22 protein-coding genes are annotated in these 20,878 nt (G+C 54.0%); 10 read left to right on the forward strand and 12 right to left on the reverse strand.

The window, feature by feature from the left end:
- Window positions 1-34 precede the first annotated feature (34 nt).
- A complete protein-coding gene (locus QLG03_RS08390; RefSeq protein ID WP_032454363.1) occupies window positions 35-1,114 on the reverse strand; it encodes a glycosyltransferase family 9 protein in 1,080 nt (359 codons plus the stop codon).
- Window positions 1,115-1,132: 18 nt separating this feature from the next.
- Window positions 1,133-2,095, reverse strand: coding sequence for a polysaccharide deacetylase family protein (locus QLG03_RS08395; protein WP_023291361.1), 963 nt, complete (start codon window positions 2,093-2,095; stop codon window positions 1,133-1,135).
- A 111-nt stretch (window positions 2,096-2,206) separates the two neighbouring features.
- On the opposite strand from QLG03_RS08395, the gene rfaQ reads away from it, so the two are divergent.
- From rfaQ to coaD, 7 genes are all read left to right on the forward strand, one after another.
- Entirely contained in the window at window positions 2,207-3,283 is a 1,077-nt protein-coding gene (gene rfaQ, locus QLG03_RS08400; RefSeq protein WP_050533484.1) for a putative lipopolysaccharide heptosyltransferase III, read from the forward strand.
- A complete protein-coding gene (locus tag QLG03_RS08405; RefSeq protein WP_101996000.1) occupies window positions 3,280-4,407 on the forward strand; it encodes a glycosyltransferase family 4 protein in 1,128 nt (375 codons plus the stop codon). Before rfaQ ends, QLG03_RS08405 begins: the two co-directional genes overlap by 4 nt.
- 2 nt (window positions 4,408-4,409) lie before the next feature.
- The gene (locus QLG03_RS08410) at window positions 4,410-5,504 is read left to right on the forward strand and encodes a glycosyltransferase (protein ID WP_124073614.1); all 1,095 of its coding nucleotides are present in this window, start codon (window positions 4,410-4,412) and stop codon (window positions 5,502-5,504) included.
- Window positions 5,505-5,533: 29 nt separating this feature from the next.
- Entirely contained in the window at window positions 5,534-6,523 is a 990-nt protein-coding gene (locus tag QLG03_RS08415) for a glycosyltransferase (RefSeq protein WP_023291365.1), read from the forward strand.
- 91 nt (window positions 6,524-6,614) lie between these two features.
- Window positions 6,615-7,889, forward strand: a complete 1,275-nt coding sequence (gene waaA, locus QLG03_RS08420; protein ID WP_004205065.1) for a lipid IV(A) 3-deoxy-D-manno-octulosonic acid transferase — start codon at window positions 6,615-6,617, stop codon at window positions 7,887-7,889.
- Complete coding sequence (locus tag QLG03_RS08425; protein ID WP_023291366.1) at window positions 7,889-8,665, forward strand: glycosyltransferase family 2 protein; 777 nt, start codon at window positions 7,889-7,891, stop codon at window positions 8,663-8,665. The genes waaA and QLG03_RS08425 overlap by 1 nt, the downstream gene beginning before the upstream one ends.
- Window positions 8,662-9,141 (forward strand): pantetheine-phosphate adenylyltransferase, encoded by a 480-nt coding sequence (gene coaD, locus QLG03_RS08430; RefSeq protein WP_004205067.1) that lies wholly within the window; start codon window positions 8,662-8,664, stop codon window positions 9,139-9,141. The genes QLG03_RS08425 and coaD overlap by 4 nt, the downstream gene beginning before the upstream one ends.
- Window positions 9,142-9,264: 123 nt before the next feature.
- Here the strand turns inward: coaD and mutM are convergent, their stop codons facing one another.
- The 4 genes from mutM to radC all read right to left on the reverse strand — a co-directional run bounded on the left by mutM (window position 9,265) and on the right by radC (window position 11,516).
- Window positions 9,265-10,074, reverse strand: coding sequence for a bifunctional DNA-formamidopyrimidine glycosylase/DNA-(apurinic or apyrimidinic site) lyase (gene mutM / locus QLG03_RS08435; RefSeq protein ID WP_023291367.1), 810 nt, complete (start codon window positions 10,072-10,074; stop codon window positions 9,265-9,267).
- A 135-nt stretch (window positions 10,075-10,209) separates the two neighbouring features.
- The gene (rpmG, locus tag QLG03_RS08440) at window positions 10,210-10,377 is read right to left on the reverse strand and encodes a 50S ribosomal protein L33 (protein WP_002922510.1); all 168 of its coding nucleotides are present in this window, start codon (window positions 10,375-10,377) and stop codon (window positions 10,210-10,212) included.
- Window positions 10,378-10,397: 20 nt separating this feature from the next.
- Window positions 10,398-10,634, reverse strand: a complete 237-nt coding sequence (gene rpmB / locus QLG03_RS08445) for a 50S ribosomal protein L28 (protein WP_000091955.1) — start codon at window positions 10,632-10,634, stop codon at window positions 10,398-10,400.
- Between the two features lie 216 nt (window positions 10,635-10,850).
- On the reverse strand, window positions 10,851-11,516 hold the full coding sequence (gene radC, locus QLG03_RS08450) for a DNA repair protein RadC (RefSeq protein WP_017900054.1): 666 nt from the start codon (window positions 11,514-11,516) through the stop codon (window positions 10,851-10,853).
- 172 nt (window positions 11,517-11,688) lie between these two features.
- Here radC and coaBC point away from each other — a divergent pair, with 172 nt between their 5' ends.
- The 3 genes from coaBC to slmA all read left to right on the forward strand — a co-directional run bounded on the left by coaBC (window position 11,689) and on the right by slmA (window position 14,060).
- Window positions 11,689-12,903 (forward strand): bifunctional phosphopantothenoylcysteine decarboxylase/phosphopantothenate--cysteine ligase CoaBC, encoded by a 1,215-nt coding sequence (coaBC, locus tag QLG03_RS08455; RefSeq protein WP_004205070.1) that lies wholly within the window; start codon window positions 11,689-11,691, stop codon window positions 12,901-12,903.
- Window positions 12,881-13,339 carry a dUTP diphosphatase gene (gene dut, locus QLG03_RS08460; protein WP_004145270.1) on the forward strand — a complete coding sequence of 153 codons (459 nt, stop codon included), beginning with the start codon at window positions 12,881-12,883 and terminating at the stop codon, window positions 13,337-13,339. The genes coaBC and dut overlap by 23 nt, the downstream gene beginning before the upstream one ends.
- Before the next feature lie 124 nt (window positions 13,340-13,463).
- On the forward strand, window positions 13,464-14,060 hold the full coding sequence (slmA, locus tag QLG03_RS08465) for a nucleoid occlusion factor SlmA (RefSeq protein ID WP_004205072.1): 597 nt from the start codon (window positions 13,464-13,466) through the stop codon (window positions 14,058-14,060).
- 45 nt (window positions 14,061-14,105) lie between these two features.
- On the opposite strand, the gene pyrE is transcribed toward slmA, so the two are convergent.
- The 6 genes from pyrE to QLG03_RS08495 form a co-directional block, all read right to left on the reverse strand.
- A complete protein-coding gene (pyrE, locus tag QLG03_RS08470) occupies window positions 14,106-14,747 on the reverse strand; it encodes an orotate phosphoribosyltransferase (protein ID WP_060589880.1) in 642 nt (213 codons plus the stop codon).
- A 65-nt stretch (window positions 14,748-14,812) separates the two neighbouring features.
- Window positions 14,813-15,529, reverse strand: a complete 717-nt coding sequence (gene rph, locus QLG03_RS08475; protein WP_023319338.1) for a ribonuclease PH — start codon at window positions 15,527-15,529, stop codon at window positions 14,813-14,815.
- Window positions 15,530-15,625: 96 nt separating this feature from the next.
- Window positions 15,626-16,765 carry an ABC transporter permease gene (locus QLG03_RS08480; protein ID WP_338019596.1) on the reverse strand — a complete coding sequence of 380 codons (1,140 nt, stop codon included), beginning with the start codon at window positions 16,763-16,765 and terminating at the stop codon, window positions 15,626-15,628.
- Window positions 16,752-17,669 (reverse strand): ABC transporter ATP-binding protein, encoded by a 918-nt coding sequence (locus QLG03_RS08485; protein WP_255989323.1) that lies wholly within the window; start codon window positions 17,667-17,669, stop codon window positions 16,752-16,754. The genes QLG03_RS08480 and QLG03_RS08485 overlap by 14 nt, the downstream gene beginning before the upstream one ends.
- The gene (locus QLG03_RS08490) at window positions 17,662-18,627 is read right to left on the reverse strand and encodes an HlyD family efflux transporter periplasmic adaptor subunit (RefSeq protein ID WP_274578640.1); all 966 of its coding nucleotides are present in this window, start codon (window positions 18,625-18,627) and stop codon (window positions 17,662-17,664) included. The genes QLG03_RS08485 and QLG03_RS08490 overlap by 8 nt, the downstream gene beginning before the upstream one ends.
- A gap of 89 nt (window positions 18,628-18,716) precedes the next feature.
- Window positions 18,717-20,417, reverse strand: coding sequence for a lysophospholipid acyltransferase family protein (locus tag QLG03_RS08495; protein WP_110237994.1), 1,701 nt, complete (start codon window positions 20,415-20,417; stop codon window positions 18,717-18,719).
- Window positions 20,418-20,878: the final 461 nt, after the last annotated feature.

The raw sequence follows: 20,878 nt of genomic DNA on the forward strand, positions 1-20,878 counted from the left end.
CCGCTGACGGCCCTTTTTTATATTCACTTTTCTATTAACTGCGGGCGGCGACCAGCCGGTCGGCCTGCTCTTTAATCACCGGCCATACCGACTCAATCGCCACATCGGCGACATTCGCTTCTTCACAAACGATCTGCCTCGCTTTGTCATAGCCCGGCGCCCAGATATGATAGCCGGGCAGCCCGGTATCCTTGAGTTTGCGTTTGTTATAGACCGCCACCATCGGTTTATCGAAAGCGCGGGCGATATGCACGATCGAGGTGTCCGGCGTAATGACTAAATCACAGCTGCGAATCACCTCCACGGCGGAGTTGATGGTGCTGTCGGCGACGTACAGCGCCATATCCAGCCCCAGCTGCTGAATTTTCTCGCTGCGACCCACCATCACGATACAGACCCGGTAAGGCAGAGCATGTAGCCGCTCGACCAGGGTCGCCACCTGATGACGACAGAAGTCTTTATCCTCAGAGGCGGTAAAAGGGTTAATGGCGATGCGCAGTGCGACCTCTCCGGCCTGGGAAAGCAAGCGCGCCACTTTCTCCCGCTCATGGCGACAGCCGGGGAGATGATAGTCGTATGGCTGGTCGTCAACGACGCCAAAAAGCTTCACCACCTGTTGATAGCGCAGGGAAATATGGCTGTTGCTGTCAAAAAAAGCGATCGAATGATCGTAAAGTTTATAGGGCTCTTTATTAAAGCCAATCACGCTGGTCGCCCGTAAATCGGCGAGTAATTTAAAGCGTTCATAGCTGGTCACGTCATCAAAATCGATAACCGCATCAAAACCCGCCGCCCGTAACGTATTTAAGGACATGCGTGGTCGATATAAATATACTTGCTCAATGAATTCTGAGCCGGCTAATATTTCGCAGCATATTGGTCCGGTTAACACCGAAACCTGATATCCCCTTTCGGCCAGTATTCTGGCGCAGCCGGTGGTCACCACCATATCGCCGACTTTATCGTCCAGGCGCAATAGCAGCACGCGGCGCACGGGGGCCGGGTCGAAGGGTTTGCGCGCCGGCTTATTTCTGTATCGATAGTTAATTAAATTAAATTTAATACCGCGGAAAAAAGCGTTCTTTTTCCGCGTCAATTGTTTAAGGATACGCATACGGTACCTTGAGCTGTGTTAGCGCTGTGTGATTTTCCGCTGGTAATATTCTGCCAACGTCATGCCCTTCACCTGCGGCGCCAGCCAGCTAAAAAAGGCTTCAAGGTCAGCGTATAAACGCTCAATATCCCGTTCATTCTGGAACGTGGGGCTGCCGCCGGGCATATATTCTGAAGAGTGGAGCATATATTCCACGTAGTCATTGCCCTGCGTCAACGTTTGTTCGACGACTTTTTTCATCGTCTCCACGTTGCCGCCCATCGGACGCAGCCAGTGCACGGAGGGGGAACGCACTTTGCCGCGCAGGCGGTCGTAGCCCTGCTTCACGCTGTTCATCCACGCGGAGTGCTTGTACTGAATGCTCATCGGCACTTCCAGCAGCGGCGAGCGGCCCTCGCGGCTGATGTCATTTTCATCGAGGAAATAGGCATGCTGCGGGAAGCGACGATAATCGGTCCCGCCATCGCCCTGCGGCGCCCCCTTTGCGGTCTTCCAGTTCACCCGCGGGGTCACCGAGCAATCCACCTGATACCCGTACTCCACCAGCAGACGCGCATAGCGCTCGTCAAAGGCCCAGCGCCCGGCGCGATGACTAACCATTTTGGTCTGGAAGGTGTCCTCCAGCAGACGCGTCATATAGTCGACCTTCTCACGCATCATGGCATCGCTATATTCAATGAGATAAGGCTTATGCCGCCAGTCATCGGCGGTCAGCGGCTCGGTCGGCGGGCTGTTCCAGGCATGCAGATGCATACCGACTTCCGCGGTGCCGCGGGCAATCACGTCTCTGGCGAATTCGATATAAAAGGGATCGATGGCCATTTCATAATTGGTCAAATAGACCGGTTTAAAGCCATACTTTTCGCAAAGCTGCTGAAAACGCGGGAGATAACGCGCATTCTCGGTGGTGATGCTGTCATGTTTTTGCCAGAGGTTATCGCCCTCTGTATCAATCGTGATGAGAAATGCGGGATTGTGCACGAAAACGTCCTCAGGCCATACGTATCGGGTCATGGTAGAGCAATACAACGCTTCTCTCAATCTGTCTGATCCCCTAGAATCGGAACCCTTATCCTGGATGAAGAACAGAGTATGACGCCTGAAACCCTCTCCCGCAGCCCCTTGAACCCGGCGCGGATCCTGGTCATTAAGCTGCGCCATCATGGCGACATGCTGCTGATCACCCCGCTTATTCACGCGCTGAAACAGCAGTATCCCGCCGCCAGCGTGGATGTCCTGCTGTATGAAGAGACCCGGGATATGCTCGCCGCCAACCCCGATATCCACCAAATTTATGGTCTCGACCGCCGCTGGAAAAAGCAGGGGAAAAAGCATCAGCTGAAGATGCAATGGCAGCTCATTCAGACGCTGCGCCAGCAGCGATACGATATGGTGCTCAACCTTGCCGACCAGTGGCCGAGCGCGATTATCAGCAAACTGACCGGCGCCGCGACGCGGATCGGCTTTGATTTTCCGAAGCGTCGCCACCCGTTCTGGCGCTATTGCCACACCGCGCTGGCCGCCACCCAACAGCATAATCAGCTGCATACGGTACAGCAGAATCTCTCTATCCTCGCTCCGCTCGGTATCCAGTTGAACGACGCCCCGGCGCGGATGGGCTACAGCGAAGCAGACTGGGCCACCAGCCGCGCCCTGCTGCCGGAGGACTTCCGGGATAACTACATCGTCATCCAGCCAACGTCGCGTTGGTTCTTTAAATGCTGGCGCGAAGATCGGATGAGCGCGCTGATCAACGCGCTGTCCGCCGAAGGGTACGCGGTGGTACTCACCTCCGGCCCCGACGATAGAGAGAAGAAGATGGTGGAGACCATCATCGCCGGCTGCCCGCAGGCGCGGCTGCACTCTTTAGCCGGCCAGTTAACGCTGCGCCAGCTGGCGGCGGTGATCGATCACGCCCGGCTGTTTATCGGCGTCGACTCGGTGCCAATGCATATGGCTGCGGCTCTCGGCACCCCGCTGGTCGCCCTGTTCGGCCCCTCGAAGCTGACCTTCTGGCGTCCATGGCAGGCGAAAGGCGAGGTGATCTGGGCAGGTGACTTCGGTCCGCTGCCCGACCCGGACGCCATCAACACCAACACCGACGAACGTTATCTCGATTTAATTCCTACCGACGCCGTGATCGCGGCGGCGAAAAAGGTACTGGCATGAGTAAATTCAGGCTGGCTCTGGTGCGGCAGAAGTACCGCCCGGACGGCGGCGCAGAACGCTTTGTCTCCCGCGCGCTGGAAGCCCTCGACAGCAGTCATCTGCAGCTGAACGTCATCACCCGCGAATGGCAGGGGCCGGTGAAACCGGACTGGCAGATCCATATCTGTAATCCGCGCAAATGGGGGCGCATCAGCCGCGAGCGCGGGTTTGCCAACGCCGCGCGGGCGCTCTGGCAGCGCGAATCCTTCGACCTGGTGCAGAGCCATGAGCGTATTCCCGGCTGCGATCTCTACCGCGCCGGCGACGGCGTTCATCGCCGCTGGCTGCAACAGCGCTCGCGCATTTTACCGGCCTGGAAAAGCCGCCTGCTGTTCGCCGACCGCTACCACCGTTATGTGATGCAAGCGGAACGGGCGATGTACGAAGACCCGCATCTGCGCGGGGTGATCTGCAACGCCGAGATGATCAAACGCGAGATCATCGAAGACTTTGGCCTGCCGGCGGACAAGATCCACGTTATCTATAACGCCATTGATAACCAGCGTTTCCTGCCGCCGGGCGAAGAAACCTTTGCCGCCTTACGCGCCAAATGGCAGTTGCCGCTGCAGGCGACCTGCCTGATTTACGTCGGCTCCGGCTTTGAGCGTAAAGGGCTGGCGGCGGCGATCCGCGCCATCGCCCCGACCGATCGCTATCTGCTGGTGGTTGGCAAAGATAAAGATCAGCCGCGCTATCAGGCGCTGGCGAAGAGTCTCGGCTGCGAAGCGCGGGTGCGCTTCTTCGGCATGCAGTCGGAGACGCTGCCGTTCTATCAGATGGCTGATGGCCTGCTGCTGCCGACCCTCTACGATCCGTTCCCCAACGTCATCCTTGAGGCAATGGCCTGCGGTCTGCCGGTGATCACCACCACCGGCTGCGGCGGGGCGGAGTTTATCGTCAACGGCCACAACGGTTACGTCTGCGACGCCCTGGATATCCCGGCGCTGCAGCAGGCGGTGATGGCCCTGCCTGCCCGCGCGCTGGGCTCCGCGGAAGGCGACCGCGCCCGCGAGCGCATCATGGCCTGCACCAGCGAGCGCCTCTCAACCCAGCTGCTTTCCCTTTATCAGGATCTGGTGAAATAACGATGCGCATCTTATTTGTGATTGACGGATTGCCCGGCGGCGGCGCGGAGAAAGTGGTTCTCACCCTGGCGGCGCAGTTCCTGCGCGACGGCGATCGGGTCTCGCTCATTTCGCTACGCGACGTCTGCGAGTACCCATTGCCCGAGGGGCTCGACTACCAGGTGGTGGCCGATCGCTGCCGCAAACCGTGGCGCAAGCTGACCGAGCTGTCCCGCCGCGCCCGCCAGCTGGACGCCGCGGTCATCCGGGCCGAGCAGCAGGGACAATTTGACCTTGTGCTCTCCAACCTGCACAAAACCGACCGCATCGTCGCCCGCAGCCGGGCGCTGCGCGAGCGCAACGTCTGGTTCTGCCTGCACGGCGTCTTCTCGGCCTCTTATCTTGGTCACCGTACCGGCTTTGACCGCTGGATGAAGCAGCAGAAAATTAAGCGGATTTACCAGGGGCGCAACGTGGTGGCGGTTTCCGACGCCGTGGGGCGCGATCTGGTGGAAGCCTTCGCCCTGCGCCCGGCGCAGCTGAAAACCATCTATAACCCCTTCGATATCGCCGCCCTGCGCGCCGGGGCGGAAGCCGACAGCGAGCGCCCGGACGGCGACTACCTGATTCACGTCGGCCGCTTCCATCCCGGCAAACGCCACGACCGCCTGCTCGAAGCCTACGCGCAAAGCGGCATCGACGCGCCGCTGGTGCTGTTAGGCCAGGGGAAACCGGAGCAAGAGCAGCGCCTGCGCCAGCTGGCCAAAACGCTGCAGATTGACGACCGGGTGTGGTTCAAAGGTTTTCAGGAAAACCCCTTACCGTGGATCAAAGGCGCGCGGATGCTGGTTTTGAGCTCGGATAGCGAAGGATTCGGCAATGTGGTGGTGGAGGCGCTGCTGTTGCATACCCCGGTCGCCAGCACCCGCTGCCCCGGCGGCGTCACCGAGATCCTCACCGGCGAACTTGCCCGCGGTCTGGCGGATCTCACCAGTCCGGCGCTGGCTCAGACGATGCAAAGCATTTACCATAACCCGCCGGCCATCGACGATGCCGCGCTGGAAAAATTCAGCGTCGTGTCCATTTGTCAGCAGTACCGTCAGCTGCAGCGCATCTGACGCCGTTAGTTAACCAGGATCGAAGATTTATGAGTCAAACGCCTTTACTGAGCATCGTGGCTGCCGTCTACAACGGTGAGAAATTTCTTGCGCAATTCTTTGAGTGCATTGAACAGCAGCAGCTGGACAGCTATGAACTGATCCTGGTGAACGATGGGTCGACGGACAACAGCCTGGCGGTGATCGCCGAATGGCGGGATCGGCTGCAGAACGTCCAGGTGCTGGAGCAGGAAAACCAGGGCGTCTCGGTCGCGCGCAATACCGGCCTGGCGGTTGCCAGCGGCAAGTATCTCGCGTTTCCGGACATCGACGATAAACTCTATCCGGGCATGTATCGCACGCTGCTGGAGATGGCGGAGAAAGCACATCTCGATGTCGCCACCTGCAACGGCACCTACGTGTACGAAAAGCGCCGCGAGAGCCACCCGATCTTTCCGCTGGATCGCTTGCCCTCGACCGGTGTGCTGCCGGGCCATGTCTGGCTCAAGCAGGCCCTGGACTCGCGGAAATTTCTGCACGTCACCTGGCTCAATATCTATCGCCACGATTTTATCCGCCAGCATCACTTCCATTTCGAACCCGGCCTGCGCCATCAGGATATCCCGTGGACCACAGAGGCGCTGCTGGCCGCGGAGCGCGTGCAGTACACCAGTCAGCAATTCTATGATTACTACATCCACTCTGAGTCGGTGTCGCATAAGCCGGACAACGACGACACGCTGATGCGTTCGGCGCGCCATTACATGAAAATTCTGGAGATGCTGGAGGCGATCAACCAGCGTTACCCGGACAAAGTGCGCCATATCGCCGCCTGTCGCTGGCAGATCGCCAAAGAAGGCCTGGGGATCATCCACACCTTCGACAGTATGAAAGATGAGTCGAAAAAGCATGTTATCATTAAAGAATTCTTCGACCGCGGTATCTGGCGGTTAATCTGGAAAAACGCCTGTACTTTCCGTTTACGCTGGCGCCTGGGACGCCGTTATCTGCGTATTAAGCGTTATCGCCACGCGGGATAGACCAAAAACCCGCTGTTTCCGCCAAAGAGATAGCTTTACGCGGGCTAAATGCTTAGAATTTGCCCGCCAAAACAGAGAACGGATAAATAGTTTGGAATTGCTTTATACCACCCTACTTTACCTTATTCAGCCGCTGGTGTGGCTGCGGCTGCTGCTGCGCAGTCGTAAGGCTCCTGCCTACCGTAAACGCTGGGCGGAACGCTATGGCTTCTGTCAGAACAAGGTAGAGCCGGATGGCATTCTGCTGCACTCCGTTTCCGTCGGCGAGACCTTAGCCGCCATCCCGCTGGTTCGCGCCCTGCGCCACCGCTACCCTTCTCTGCCGATCACCGTCACCACCATGACGCCGACCGGCTCCGAGCGCGCCATGTCGGCCTTCGGCAAAGATGTCCATCACGTCTATCTGCCCTACGATCTGCCCGGCGCCATGAACCGCTTCCTGGACACCGTTCAGCCGAAGCTGGTGATCGTCATGGAGACCGAACTGTGGCCGAATATGGTAGCCGCGCTGCATAAGCGTAAGATCCCGCTGGTGATTGCCAACGCCCGCCTGTCCGAACGTTCCGCCAAAGGCTATGCCAAGCTGGGCGGCTTTATGCGCCGCCTGTTGAGCCGTATTACGCTTATCGCCGCGCAGAATGAAGAAGATGGCAACCGCTTCCTCGCGCTGGGACTGAAGCGCAACCAGCTGGCGGTCACCGGCAGCCTGAAATTCGATATCTCCGTCACGCCAGAGCTGGCGGCCCGCGCGGTGACGCTGCGCCGGCAATGGGCGCCGCACCGCAAAGTCTGGATTGCCACCAGCACCCACGATGGCGAAGAGCAAATTATCCTCCAGGCGCATAAAAAGCTGCTGGAGACCTTTCCGAACCTGCTGCTGATCCTTGTTCCTCGCCATCCGGAGCGCTTCCCTGACGCCCGCGACATGGTGCAAAAAGCCGGAATGAGCTTCACTCTGCGCAGCACCGGCGAGATCCCCTCCTCCAGTACCCAGGTGGTCATTGGCGATACCATGGGCGAACTGATGCTGCTCTACGGCATTGCCGACCTCGCTTTCGTCGGCGGCAGCCTGGTGGAGCGCGGCGGCCATAACCCGCTCGAGCCGGCGGCACACGCCATTCCGGTGCTGATGGGGCCGCATACCTTCAATTTCAAAGATATCTGCGCCAAGCTGCAGCAGGACGATGGCCTGATCACCGTCACCGACGCTAACTCGCTGGTCAAAGAGGTTTCCACGCTGCTGACCGATGAAGACTACCGCCTGTGGTATGGCCGTCACGCGGTGGAAGTGCTGCACCAGAACCAGGGCGCGCTGTCGCGTCTGCTACAGTTACTGCAACCTTACCTGCCGCAGCGGAGTCATTAATGTCGAACCGGCTTTCCGTGGTGATGATCGCCAAAAACGCAGCGGACCTGCTGCCGGATTGTCTGGACTCCGTTAGCTGGGCGGATGAAATTATCGTCCTCGACTCCGGCAGTACCGACGGCACCGTCGAGCTGGCTCGCCGCCTCGGGGCGCAGGTCTATACCCATACCGACTGGCGAGGCTATGGCATTCAGCGCCAGCGCGCGCAGGACTACGCCACCGGCGACTGGGTGTTGATGATCGATACCGATGAGCGCGTCACGCCGGAACTCAGGCAGGCTATTCTTACGGTACTGGCAGCCCCGCAGCGCGGCGCCATCTACAGCATCGCCCGCCGTAACTATTTTCTCGGACGCTTTATGCGCCACAGCGGTTGGTACCCCGATCGCGTCCTGCGCCTGTACGAACGCGCCCGTTACCGCTATAACGATAATCTGGTCCATGAATCGCTGGATAGCCTGGGCGCCGAGGTCATTCCGTTGACCGGCGATCTCCTGCATCTGACGTGCCGCGACTTCGCTGGCTTTCAGCAAAAACAGCTGGCTTACGCCGCCGCATGGGCGCTAGAACGCCACCGGAAGGGCAAGAAGACCTCGATGGCGGGGATATTCAGCCACACGCTGGGCGCGTTCCTGAAAACGCTGCTGCTGCGCGGTGGGGTGCTGGACGGTAAGCAGGGCTGGTTACTGGCGATGGTCAACGCGCAGTATACGTTTACGAAATATACCGAGCTGTGGGCGCTGAGCCACGGCTACTCGGAGAAAGAGTCATCATGAGCACAAAAGCGATCTATCCGGGTACCTTCGATCCCATCACCAATGGCCATATCGATATCGTCACCCGCGCGGCGAGTATGTTCGATAAAGTGGTGCTGGCTATCGCCGCCAGCCCGAGTAAAAAGCCGATGTTCAGCCTTGATGAACGTATTGCGCTGGCGGAGCAGGCGACGGCCCACCTGGTGAATGTTCAGGTGGTCGGCTTCAGCGACCTGATGGCCAGCTTCGCGCGCGCGCAGCAGGCCAATATCCTGATCCGCGGCCTGCGGGCGGTGGCGGATTTCGAATATGAGATGCAGCTGGCCCATATGAACCGCCATTTGATGCCCACCCTTGAGAGCGTGTTCCTGATGCCGTGCAAAGAGTGGTCGTTTATCTCCTCTTCGCTGGTCAAAGAAGTCGCGCGCCACCAGGGCGATGTCTCTCACTTCCTGCCAGCCAACGTCCACCAGGCGCTGTTGAATAAGCTGAAGTAACGCATCTGCTGGGGCATGAGCCAGGCTGGCGCTGCGCTCACCTGGCCTACAAACGTCCCCGGCCCACCAGATGCGCCCCCGCAGGTCCGCTGACCTGGCCGACAATCATTCCTGTTCCGGTGACTATTTCTGACACTGGCGGCAATAAAAGGTCGCCCGCTGGGCATGCTTGGTCCCGACAACCGGCGTGCCGCAGATCCGGCAGGGTTCGCCCTTGCGGCCATAGACCTGTAGCTCCTGGGCAAAATAGCCGGGCTTGCCATCGCTTTGCAGGAAGTCCTTCAGCGTGGTGCCGCCCTGCTCTATCGAACGCAGCAGGACCAGCTTAATCACCTTCACCAGCTGCTCGCACTCGTCCCGCGACAGTGAGGACGCCAGCCTGTCAGGGTGGATCCCGGCGGAGAACAGCGATTCACTGGCGTAGATATTGCCGACGCCCACCACCAGCTTGTTATCCATCAGCCAGGGTTTGATCGCGGTTTTCTTCTTCGCGCATTTCTGCTGGAGATAATCGGCGTTGAAGGCGTCGCTCAGCGGCTCCGGCCCCAGATGCGCCAGCACCGGGTGGCCTTCCAGCTCTTTGGTCCACAGCCAGGCGCCAAAGCGGCGCGGATCGGTATAGCGCAGGACTTTACCGTTACTCATAACCAGATCAACGTGATCGTGTTTTTCCGCAGGCAGCTCTTCGCTCAGGATGCGTAGGCTTCCCGACATCCCTAGATGGACGATGATCCAGCCGTTCGGGAGTTCCAGAAGCAGGTATTTGGCGCGACGATGCACGCTGAGCACCGGAACGTCGCTCAGGCGATAAATCTCTTCAGAAACCGGCCAGCGCAGCCGTCCGTTGCGCACGACGGCGTGCAGAATGGTTGCGCCAACCAGGTGCGGCTCAATGCCGCGGCGGCTGGTTTCAACCTCTGGTAATTCAGGCATGATTTTCCTCCATTAACCCGGCGTATTGTGCTTCACGGACAGGTGGCTGAAAAGGGAGTGTGTGAAAGCTATATGGGGGAGTTTTAAAAACAAAAAACCCCGCCGGAGCGGGGTTTTTATACAAGGAGGCTAAAATTATTTGATTTTAGCTTCTTTGTAGATAACGTGCTGACGTACAACCGGATCGTACTTTTTCAGTTCCATTTTTTCCGGTTTGGTACGTTTGTTCTTCGTGGTGGTGTAGAAGTGACCAGTACCAGCGGAAGAAACCAGCTTGATTTTCTCACGAATACCTTTAGCCATGATTTATTTCCTCTAAGTACTTAGTACTTTTCGCCACGGGCACGCAGTTCAGCCAGAACTGTATCGATGCCTTTCTTATCGATTACACGCATACCTTTAGCAGATACGCGCAGGGTGACAAAACGCTTCTCGCTCTCAACCCAGAAACGGTGAGAGTGCAGGTTCGGCAGGAAACGGCGTTTAGTCGCGTTCAGTGCGTGGGAACGGTTGTTACCGGTCACCGGACGCTTGCCAGTAACTTGGCAGACTCGGGACATGTCTATTCTCCAAAAATCAAATTAGCTCGAGCTTCGTATGGGGTATTGGCGCCTCGTCAGGCTTTACAGCCTGGTCATCGCAGTTCAATGTGAACTCTCGACTGCCAGGCCCAAATGCCAAACCCGAGATTCTCAAAGGTGGCGTAGTATACGCTGACTCGGCGATGTGCTCAAGTCCCGAACAGACAAAGATCCCGAAGGATCGCCAGTTCGGGGCTAAATCCAGCCACGTTCGGCAAAAGATACATACGCACCGCGGCCGATAACCAGATGGTCAAGCACGCGTATCTCCATGAATCGACAACACTTTACCACCCTTTCGGTAATCAGCCTGTCAGCCTGACTCGGCTCCGGACTACCGGAGGGATGATTATGCGCAAGGATCACGGCGGCAGCGTTCACTTTGATGGCTTCGCGTACAATTTCTCGCGGATGCACCTCAACGTGGCTAAGAGTACCAGAAAAAAGGCGGCTATGTTTCAACACGCGGTTCTGATTATCTAAAAAGATCACCATAAAGATCTCGCGCTCCTCTTCCGTTAGCTGGCTTTGCAAAAATTCCCGCGTCATCGAGGGGGTGACCAGCGCGGCCTCCTCAACCAGCTGCGAGCTAAAATAGCGCCGCGCCAGCTCGGCAATCCCCTTCAGTTGCGCATATTTCGCCAGCCCCAGCCCGTCAACGGCAACCAGTTGCGCTTTATCAGCGGAAAGCAGAGCGTAGAGCGAACCAAAACGCTGCAATAACGCCTGGGCGTAGCTCAGCACATCCTGACGGCGTGTGCCAATGCGCAGAAACAGCGCCAGTAGCTCAACGTCCGTCAGCGCCTCGATGCCGAATTGCAGCATCTTCTCCCGTGGCATCAGATTTTCCGTTCCGTCCATGCGCCCTCCTGCGTGAATCAGCCTATCCTGGCACAACCTGACGACGCTGCCGACCCGCCGCTTTTCACCCTGCGTAGCCGCTCGCAAAGTGAATGCCCGTCAGAGGCACGACGGCGGCAGGATTGTGATAAGATGCGCGGATTCTGGTCTACGGCAACAGGAATACATCATGATGACTCTGGCGGGTAAAAAAATCGTCCTGGGCGTCAGCGGCGGTATCGCGGCGTATAAAACCCCGGAACTGGTACGGCGACTACGTGAACGCGGCGCGGAAGTGCGTGTCGCAATGACGGAGGCGGCAAAAGCGTTCATCACCCCACTCAGCCTGCAGGCGGTATCCGGCTATCCGGTTTCCGACAGCCTGCTCGATCCGGCGGCGGAAGCGGCCATGGGCCATATTGAGCTCGGAAAATGGGCCGACCTGGTGATCCTCGCCCCGGCGACCGCCGATTTGATCGCCCGCGTGGCGGCAGGCATGGCCAATGATTTGGTGTCGACGATCTGTCTCGCCACCCCTTCCCCGGTTGCCGTCTTGCCCGCCATGAACCAGCAGATGTATCGCGCGCAGGCCACCCAGCATAATCTGCAGACGCTCGCATCCCGCGGCCTGCTGCTGTGGGGACCGGACAGCGGTAGCCAGGCCTGCGGCGACGTCGGCCCGGGGCGAATGCTCGATCCGTTAACCATCGTGGAGATGGTTGCACAGCATTTCGCCTCCCCTGTCAAAGATTTGCAACATCTCAACCTCATGATTACCGCGGGCCCGACCCGTGAGCCGTTGGATCCGGTGCGTTACATCTCAAACCACAGCTCCGGTAAGATGGGCTTCGCGATTGCCGCCGCCGCCGCACAGCGCGGCGCGAACGTGACCCTGGTCAGCGGACCGGTATCGCTACCGACACCGCCCTTTGTGCAGCGCATTGATGTCACTACCGCGCTGGAAATGGAAGCGGCCGTCCAGGCCAGCGCTCAGCAGCAGCACATTTTTATTGGCTGCGCCGCGGTGGCGGATTACCGCGCCGCCGCCATCGCCGAAGATAAAATAAAAAAACAAGGTGATGAATTAACAATAAAAATGGTTAAAAACCCGGATATCGTCGCCGGGGTTGCAGCGCTAAAATCGCATCGCCCCTACGTCGTTGGGTTTGCCGCCGAAACGAATAATGTGGAAGAATATGCGCGGCAAAAACGTGCCCGCAAAAACCTCGACCTGATTTGCGCCAACGATGTTTCCCAGCCTAATCAGGGATTTAACAGCGATAGCAACGCATTACACCTTTTCTGGCAGGATGGGGAAAAGCGCTTACCACTTGAGCGCAAGGAACTCCTGGGCCAATTATTACTCGACGAGATCGTGACCCGTTATGATGAAAAAAATCGACGTTAAGATTCTGGACCCGCGTGTCGGCCAGCAATTTCCGCTGCCGACCTATGCCACCTCCGGCTCCGCCGGACTTGACCTGCGAGCCTGTCTCGACGACGCCGTAGAGCTGGCGCCGGGCGCAACCACGCTGTTGCCGACCGGCCTTGCGATTCATATCGCCGATCCCTCTCTGGCGGCGGTGATCCTGCCGCGCTCGGGCCTGGGTCATAAGCACGGCGTGGTGCTGGGCAACCTGGTGGGCCTTATCGACTCCGATTACCAGGGGCAGCTGATGGTGTCCGTCTGGAACCGCGGTCAGCAGAGCTTTATTATCGAGCCGGGCGAACGTATCGCGCAGATGGTCTTTGTGCCGGTCGTGCAGGCGGAATTTAACCTGGTGGAATCTTTCGATGCCACCGACCGCGGCGAAGGCGGCTTCGGTCACTCAGGGCGTAAATAAGCCCAGCAACACGGAATCTGCATCCCAACGCGCATAATGCAATAACATCACCGCAAACTCTGGTTTGCGGTCGCATTGTGGATGTCTGCCTGACAAGTGCTTATTTTCAGGGGTATTTTAAAACATGGCAGAAAAGCAAACTGCGAAACGGAATCGTCGCGAAGAAATACTTCAATCTCTGGCGCTAATGCTGGAATCCAGCGATGGTAGCCAACGTATTACCACCGCGAAACTGGCGGCTTCCGTCGGCGTTTCTGAAGCCGCGCTGTATCGCCATTTTCCCAGCAAAACCCGCATGTTTGACAGCCTGATCGAGTTCATTGAAGACAGTCTGATTACGCGCATCAATTTGATTCTGAAAGATGAGAAGGACACATCAGCGCGCCTGCGCCTGATTGTTCTGTTGATTCTTGGGTTTGGCGAGCGTAATCCTGGGCTTACGCGCATCCTCACCGGACACGCGCTGATGTTCGAACAGGATCGGCTGCAGGGCCGTATCAACCAGCTTTTTGAACGCATCGAAGTGCAGCTGCGTCAGGTGATGCGCGAGAAAAAAATGCGCGAAGGCGAAGGCTATACTCTCGACGAAACGCTGCTGGCCAGCCAGCTGCTGGCCTTCTGCGAGGGCATGCTGTCGCGCTTTGTGCGCAGCGAGTTCAAATACCGTCCGACGGATGATTTCGACGCCCGCTGGCCGCTGGTCGCCGCACAGCTGCAGTAGTTTTTTTGCATTGCCCGGTAGCGCTCTGCTTACCGGGCTTTTTCGTTACACGCCGTAGGCTTCGCGATAAGCGCGAACTGCCGCCAGGTGTTCCGCCATCTCCGGTTTCTCTTCCAGGTAAGCGATCAGCTCTTTCAGGGTGACGATCGAGATAACCTGGCAGCCGTAATCCCGCTCCACTTCCTGAATGGCGGAGATATCTCCGCGGCCGCGCTCCTGACGATCCAGGGAGATCAGCACACCCGCCAGCTGCGCGCCGTTGGCCTGGATGATCTCCATGGATTCGCGAATCGCCGTACCGGCGGTGATCACATCATCCACCAGCATGACCCGGCCCTGCAGTGGGCTACCGACCAGATTGCCGCCTTCGCCGTGAGTCTTCGCCTCTTTACGGTTAAAGCAGTAAGGCAGGTCGCGGTCATGGTGTTCGGCTAACGCCACCGCGGTGGTGGTGGCAATCGGGATCCCTTTGTAGGCCGGGCCAAACAGCAGGTCGAACTCAATCCCGGAATCCACCAGCGCCTCGGCATAAAAACGGCCCAGCAGAGCCAGATCGCGCCCGGTGTTAAACAGGCCGGCGTTAAAGAAATAGGGGCTCTTACGCCCGGATTTCAGCGTGAACTCGCCAAACTTAAGAACCTGCTTGCTAAGCGCAAACTCAATAAACTGGCGCTGATACGGCTTCATGGATTCGCTCCTCATCTTACTTTTTTACGGTCAAAAAAAAGGCGACTTCTCAGTCGCCTTAAAAACTAATCTGCTAACGCCGCCTTCTGCGTCGTAATAATGGATTCGATCCCCCCTCGGGCTAACGCCAGGAGAGTGAGGAGCTCTTCATGGGTGAACGGCTCGCCTTCTGCCGTACCCTGCACCTCGATGATGCGACCATCTTCGGTCATCACCACGTTCATATCGGTTTCCGCGGCAGAGTCTTCGATGTACTCCAGATCGCAGATGGCTTCTCCATTAACGATCCCAACAGAGACCGCCGCCACCATCCCTTTCATCGGGTTAGTTTTCAGCTTGCCGGCCGCCACCAGCTTATTCAGCGCGTCGGCCAGCGCCACGCAGGCACCGGTAATAGACGCGGTGCGGGTGCCGCCGTCGGCCTGCAGCACATCGCAGTCGAGGGTGATGGTAAACTCGCCCAGCGCTTTCAGATCAACCGCCGCGCGCAGCGCACGGGCGATCAGGCGCTGAATTTCCATCGTCCGGCCGCCCTGTTTGCCTTTTGCCGCTTCACGCGCGTTACGCGTGTGCGTTGAACGCGGCAGCATGCCATATTCAGCGGTGATCCACCCCTGTCCCTGTCCTTTCAGGAAACGCGGTACGCCTTCGTCAATGGAGGCGGTGCACAGCACTTTGGTATCACCGAATTCAACCAGCACAGAGCCTTCAGCGTGTTTTGTGTAATTACGGGTCAGGGTAACGGGGCGCACCTGGTTGGCGCTACGACCTGCTGGACGCATGATAGAAATCTCCGGCTTGAAACGAATGTAAGGCCGCATTATACGAATTTCATGGCGAAAAGCCTATGCCAACACCTGCCGGGCGCGCACATAATGTCAGTCCAGCGTTTTCCGATAAGAATTCAACCCTACGCCGATCACTATCACCGCCAGGCCAATCAGCGGCAACAGATCGGGTAATAATGCCGTCGCAGAATACCCTTTCAGCATAATGCCCTTTACCAACCGGATGAAGTAGGTCAGCGGCAAACAGGAGCCAATGGCTTTCGCCCAGTCGGGCATACTAATAAAAGGACTGATAAAGCCAGACAGCATAATGGAAGGGATAAAATAAAATGACGACATTTGCAGCGCCTGCAGTTGGTTTTGCGCTATGCCAGAAATACCAATGCCGATTGACAGGCAGAGGAAGACATAAATCAACAACACTAAAAAAAGCAGGAAAACGCTGCCATGAAGAGGAATATCAAATAACAGAACGGCGGCAATCAGAATTAACGTCGCCTGAAACAGGCCAATGATAACAAAAGGTGTTATCTTACCAACAATGACCTCAAGCCCGGTCAAAGGAGAAACCAGTAAATTTTCTAACGCACCGTTTTCTCTCTCACGAGTAATCGACAGAGCGGTCATCAGGATCAAGGTTGTACTGAGTATCGACCCCATAATACCGGGAATCGTATTAAACTGGGTGATCCCCTCCGGGTTAAACATGCGATGGATAATAAGCTCAAAATCATCCTCTTTTTGCTCTACACGCATTTCACCCGGCAAGTCTTGCTGAAACATCGATTTCGCAACCTGCACCAGAGCACTTAACGCATTTCCCGTGGTCATCGGATCGATAGCATCCCCCTGAATGAGCAGCTGAGGTTTTTCTCCACGCAGCATCTTGCGCGTAAACCCCTCGGGGATCGTTACGATAAAAGTGACATCACCTCGAACAAATGCTTTCTGAGCTGCCTCTTCAGAATCGACAGGTATCATCGAAAAATATCCGGTATTTTGCGCTCCTGTCACAAAAACCTGACTCATGCGTTCGCTATCGTAATTCAGTAATGCGGTAGGAAGATGATGCGGGTCCATATTTATCGCATAGCCAAGAATGATCAGCTGAAAAATAGGGGTAAGGAGTACCATGCTGATACTGACTTTATCACGACGTAATTCGTGGATCTCCTTAATAACCACACCGAACCAGCGGGTTAGAGAGAAGTTTAAATTAATTTTTTTCACAATTGTTTTTCATCAGATAGGTAAATGCGTCTTCCAGATTGGTATCGACCTGGCAGAACTCATAACCCTGTTGTTTAAAAGCAAATAGCGCGGATGCTAACTTCGCTTCATCTCTGGAAGTAACATAAAGCTGATTGCCAAAAATGACCGTTTGTTCAATATCCGGCAAGCGCTGGAGCTGCCTTTCAAGCACCGTCAGCCCAGCGCCGCTGGTTCTCACGGTAATAAGATTCTGCGAAGCGATAATCGATGCAATAGTGCCATTCGCCAGTAGCCGGCCATAAGAGAGGTAAGCAACTTTATGGCAGCGCTCAGCCTCGTCCATATAATGCGTACTCACCAGCATTGAGATCCCTTTGTCAGAGAGCTGATGCAGCATTTGCCAGAACTCCCGTCGCGCTTTTGGATCCACGCCAGCGGTCGGTTCATCCAGAAACAGCAAAACAGGTTCATGCAACATGCAGGCGGCGAGGGCCATTCTTTGCTTCCAGCCGCCAGAAAGTTCCTTAGCCAGCTGGTGCTGTCGGGAAGTAAGACCTAATTCTGTAAGCGCATCCTCAACCCGGGCCTTACGCTGGTCGAGGCCATATAATCGTGCAATAAAAAATAAGTTTTCCCGAATAGTTAAATTTCCCCACATCGAGAAATACTGAGTCATGTAGCCTATCTTTTGTTTTATTTTTTCCCGCTGAGTGAAGATGTCCATACCCAGACAAAAACCTTCACCTGAATCGGGCGTAATCAAACCGCACATCATCCGTATCGATGTCGTTTTTCCGCTACCGTTCGGACCAAGAAAACCATAAATCTCGCCTTTTGCCACCTGTAATGAGAAATCCTTTACGACATGATGTTCGCCAAAATGTTTATTGAGATTTTTCACATCAATACAAAGATTATTCATTGCCAATAATCTCCACATCAAACGGCTGGCCGATTTTCATCCGTTCAGCCTGCTCCAGGATAGGGATCGCCTCGGCCATAAAAATAAGTTTTTCACGGCGTTTCGTACTGTAAATAACCGGGGGCGTAAACTCTGCTTCAGGACTGATATAATTAATAACGCCAGGAATAGGTTCGGCACAACCGTCGCATAAAAGTCTTACCTTCGTCCCGATATTAAATTTACCGAGCATCGCCTCGGGTATAAACAAACGTACTTTTATATTCTCAGGTGGTAACAGACTGATTATTGGTCTGCCAGCTGAAGGACGCTCCCCAACACGATATATAATATCAAAAACTTTGGCATTTATTGGAGATACAATCGTCGTTTGCTGAACATCCCGAAGCGCTTTATCACGTTCGAGTTTTGCCGCGGCCACCATCGAGAGCTGTTGGCTAATCTCATCCTGACGGGCCGGTAGTTGCCGTGCCTTGAGTTGATTAATTAACTCTTCAACCTGTGCGCCTTTTTGCGTTAACTCATCCCTGATATCCTCCCATTCCGCCCGCGATATGGCATGGTTGGCATAAAGATGACGATATCGCCCAAGCTGCCGCTTTACCTGTGATTCTGCCGATTGGGCTTTTTTTAGCTGTGACCGTATAATATCCAGCTCTTCTGGCCGCTCTCCCGATTTCAGATTTCGTAACACTGCGCTCTCAGCTGAAAGTTTTTCTTCAGCACGCAGGAAAATATTTTGTGCATCGAAGGAGTCAATCTTCACTAACTCCTGTCCTGGAATGACATTATCGCCCTTATTAATGAAGATTCGTTCTATTTTTTCATTACCAGAATAAGAAAGGTATACAAATTCACCATGTGAATAACCGGATAGCATGTTATCCGGTTTGTTATCACATCCCGAGAGTACTAGCATCGAAATCATGACAAAGCATTTAGTTACTGACTTTTGCATTAAAACGTATCCATACGCATATCATTTCCCTTATTACTGACGGCTGGATTAAAGCATTATTACTCCAGTACCCGTTAGTCATCGTCAACTCAGTCTTTTAAATAATGTTTAACGTATACTTCATTCAATTTATCAATAGCGCTCAGATTTAACCCAGCTATCGAGTTAAAAGCCTCATCTTTAGTAAATGAAATAATCGACGATCCACCTGGTGAGAACCATTTAGCAGTCTGTTTAAAAGGCCAGGGCAGCTTATAACCTTTTTCTCTCAGAAGATGATTTAACATACTCCAGTCTTCGCTAAAATCGTTTCCGCTAAAAGGACTATCGCTTTGTGTAGTTTCTACCGTGAACAGGGCTATTGGTGTACAAAAATCAGTCGTGGTGGGAAAGTACATATTATAAAAACTCACAATCAGTTTCTGTACCTCTTCAGGAAAAGATCCTGGGATAGTCAACACACCTAATAAATATTTATAGTTGGGGTATCTTTTTATAAAATCGAATATACCTTGCCATAAATAATCAAGAACATTACCTTTTTGATAAGGTTTCTGGATAAAGCCACGACCTATTTCTACACACTGCTCTAAGCACAAATAGGCGCTATCATGATATTTAAATAAGCTATTACTATAGAGGCCAGCTATTCCATGGCGGGCGAGTTGCTCGCCAACAGGAACGAGACGGTACGCCCCCAGAATTTCTGTTTCAGCAGGATCCCACAATATAATGTGATAATAACTTTCATCAAAAATATCATTATCTCTATCTTTACCGGACCCTGAACCAATATCGCGATAACAGCGTTCGCGTAAGCGTCCTAACTCATCAATAATTGGTGAGAAACGGCCAGTATTACAGCGATAAATCAATAATTTTCTTCCATCATCAAACTGTCTTAATATTTCGCACTCATCTATCGCACTTATTAAATCCTCTCTATCTTCTTTTAGTCCTTGTGGCGAAATCGTATCGACAAGAGCTGCTCCATTCTTCCCTATGCTCTGGAGGTGCATCAAACATACATTAGCTGCTGCAGAAAGATCTTCATTGTATTTTTGCAATGAAGATAAGGTTATTTGCTGTCCGATATTGATTCCCATGGTCTTTCCACGATGGCGGAGAGCTTCACGAATAACCATTATATTTGACAGTTGCCGCCAGATCGTTGCAGTAAGATAATAAACGTTACTGTTTTTACCCGTAATATGAATAGGCACCAGCGCCGCATTATTTCTCATCGCCAGCTGTAAAAAACCGGGGTTCCACTTATGCTCCTGTAAACCTGAAAGAGACCAGTTAGCCAGTTTACCCGCTGGACATATAATTAATACGCCTCCCTCTCGCAGATGATTGTTCATCTCTCTAAATTTTTTATGGCTCATCTTACCGGCCATATTTTCAATACCAATGGTCAGTTCTGCCACCTGTGGAAATATAATTGGCAAAATGTGGTTGGCAATTATTTTTATATCTTTCCTCACCCGGGAGACCGTATGTATTAAAGCAAGACCATCGATGACAGTTGGATGATTTGAAATAACAACCGCTGCCCCATTTTCGGGTATGTTATTAAATTGATGTTGTTCGGTTGCACATTGCAATTCAAGGAGATCGACGACCGAATTAACCCATTCGACTCCACTTTGATTAACTAACCGATCGTTATATATTATACGAGTAAATTTCTTATTGCCGAAAGCGGACCTGAAAAGCCATTTTTTCCAAAAGGGTATATTTGTATTTGGGAAAAATTCTCTAATGACTTTATCAAAGATAGTGTCCATATTAAAATCCTTTTTATAGAACTCATCTAAAATGACTATACTCGCGATCTTGCAGCCGGACAATACTGCATAAAGTTAAATCATTGCCATTACAAAACAAATAAATATAATTAAAGTGATTATATTCATGAAGAGAATGCACCCAACAGAGATATTAATACTTTTGTCATATTGAATTCAGAAAAAGCATATATAATAGTTAAAGGTAATACCCCATAACATTTTTGGCGGTTATACTTTGTAAAAAATACCACGATATAGCTTTAAGACGATACAAAAAAATGTGGATAATCATACTCACATTCAATAATAAAAATAGGCCTACGGTTTTTCACTCTTTTTTATTCTGCCTGAAAGCAGGGAGAGATAGCTTTACTGCGAATAGACAGAATTCATTTGATAAAAATTAACAGCATAATGATGCTTAAGCCGCGAAAGAATCAAAGCTTATTTCCTATCCG

The sequence above is a fragment of the Klebsiella sp. V115_8 genome, from assembly GCF_029967715.1.
In the GTDB taxonomy this organism is placed as follows: Bacteria; Pseudomonadota; Gammaproteobacteria; order Enterobacterales; family Enterobacteriaceae; genus Klebsiella; species Klebsiella quasipneumoniae.

Bases quoted from the DNA above. Each gene is read 5' to 3' on its own strand.
- QLG03_RS08390 (WP_032454363.1), bottom strand. From the start codon at position 1,114: ATGCGTATCCTTAAACAATTGACGCGGAAAAAGAACGCTTTTTTCCGC.
- rfaQ (WP_050533484.1), top strand. From the start codon at position 2,207: ATGACGCCTGAAACCCTCTCCCGCAGCCCCTTGAACCCGGCGCGGATC.
- QLG03_RS08405 (WP_101996000.1), top strand. From the start codon at position 3,280: ATGAGTAAATTCAGGCTGGCTCTGGTGCGGCAGAAGTACCGCCCGGAC.
- QLG03_RS08410 (WP_124073614.1), top strand. From the start codon at position 4,410: ATGCGCATCTTATTTGTGATTGACGGATTGCCCGGCGGCGGCGCGGAG.
- QLG03_RS08415 (WP_023291365.1), top strand. From the start codon at position 5,534: ATGAGTCAAACGCCTTTACTGAGCATCGTGGCTGCCGTCTACAACGGT.
- QLG03_RS08425 (WP_023291366.1), top strand. From the start codon at position 7,889: ATGTCGAACCGGCTTTCCGTGGTGATGATCGCCAAAAACGCAGCGGAC.
- coaD (WP_004205067.1), top strand. From the start codon at position 8,662: ATGAGCACAAAAGCGATCTATCCGGGTACCTTCGATCCCATCACCAAT.
- mutM (WP_023291367.1), bottom strand. From the start codon at position 10,074: ATGCCTGAATTACCAGAGGTTGAAACCAGCCGCCGCGGCATTGAGCCG.
- rpmG (WP_002922510.1), bottom strand. From the start codon at position 10,377: ATGGCTAAAGGTATTCGTGAGAAAATCAAGCTGGTTTCTTCCGCTGGT.
- rpmB (WP_000091955.1), bottom strand. From the start codon at position 10,634: ATGTCCCGAGTCTGCCAAGTTACTGGCAAGCGTCCGGTGACCGGTAAC.
- radC (WP_017900054.1), bottom strand. From the start codon at position 11,516: ATGGACGGAACGGAAAATCTGATGCCACGGGAGAAGATGCTGCAATTC.
- coaBC (WP_004205070.1), top strand. From the start codon at position 11,689: ATGACTCTGGCGGGTAAAAAAATCGTCCTGGGCGTCAGCGGCGGTATC.
- dut (WP_004145270.1), top strand. From the start codon at position 12,881: ATGATGAAAAAAATCGACGTTAAGATTCTGGACCCGCGTGTCGGCCAG.
- slmA (WP_004205072.1), top strand. From the start codon at position 13,464: ATGGCAGAAAAGCAAACTGCGAAACGGAATCGTCGCGAAGAAATACTT.
- pyrE (WP_060589880.1), bottom strand. From the start codon at position 14,747: ATGAAGCCGTATCAGCGCCAGTTTATTGAGTTTGCGCTTAGCAAGCAG.
- rph (WP_023319338.1), bottom strand. From the start codon at position 15,529: ATGCGTCCAGCAGGTCGTAGCGCCAACCAGGTGCGCCCCGTTACCCTG.
- QLG03_RS08485 (WP_255989323.1), bottom strand. From the start codon at position 17,669: ATGAATAATCTTTGTATTGATGTGAAAAATCTCAATAAACATTTTGGC.
- QLG03_RS08490 (WP_274578640.1), bottom strand. From the start codon at position 18,627: ATGCAAAAGTCAGTAACTAAATGCTTTGTCATGATTTCGATGCTAGTA.
- QLG03_RS08495 (WP_110237994.1), bottom strand. From the start codon at position 20,417: ATGGACACTATCTTTGATAAAGTCATTAGAGAATTTTTCCCAAATACA.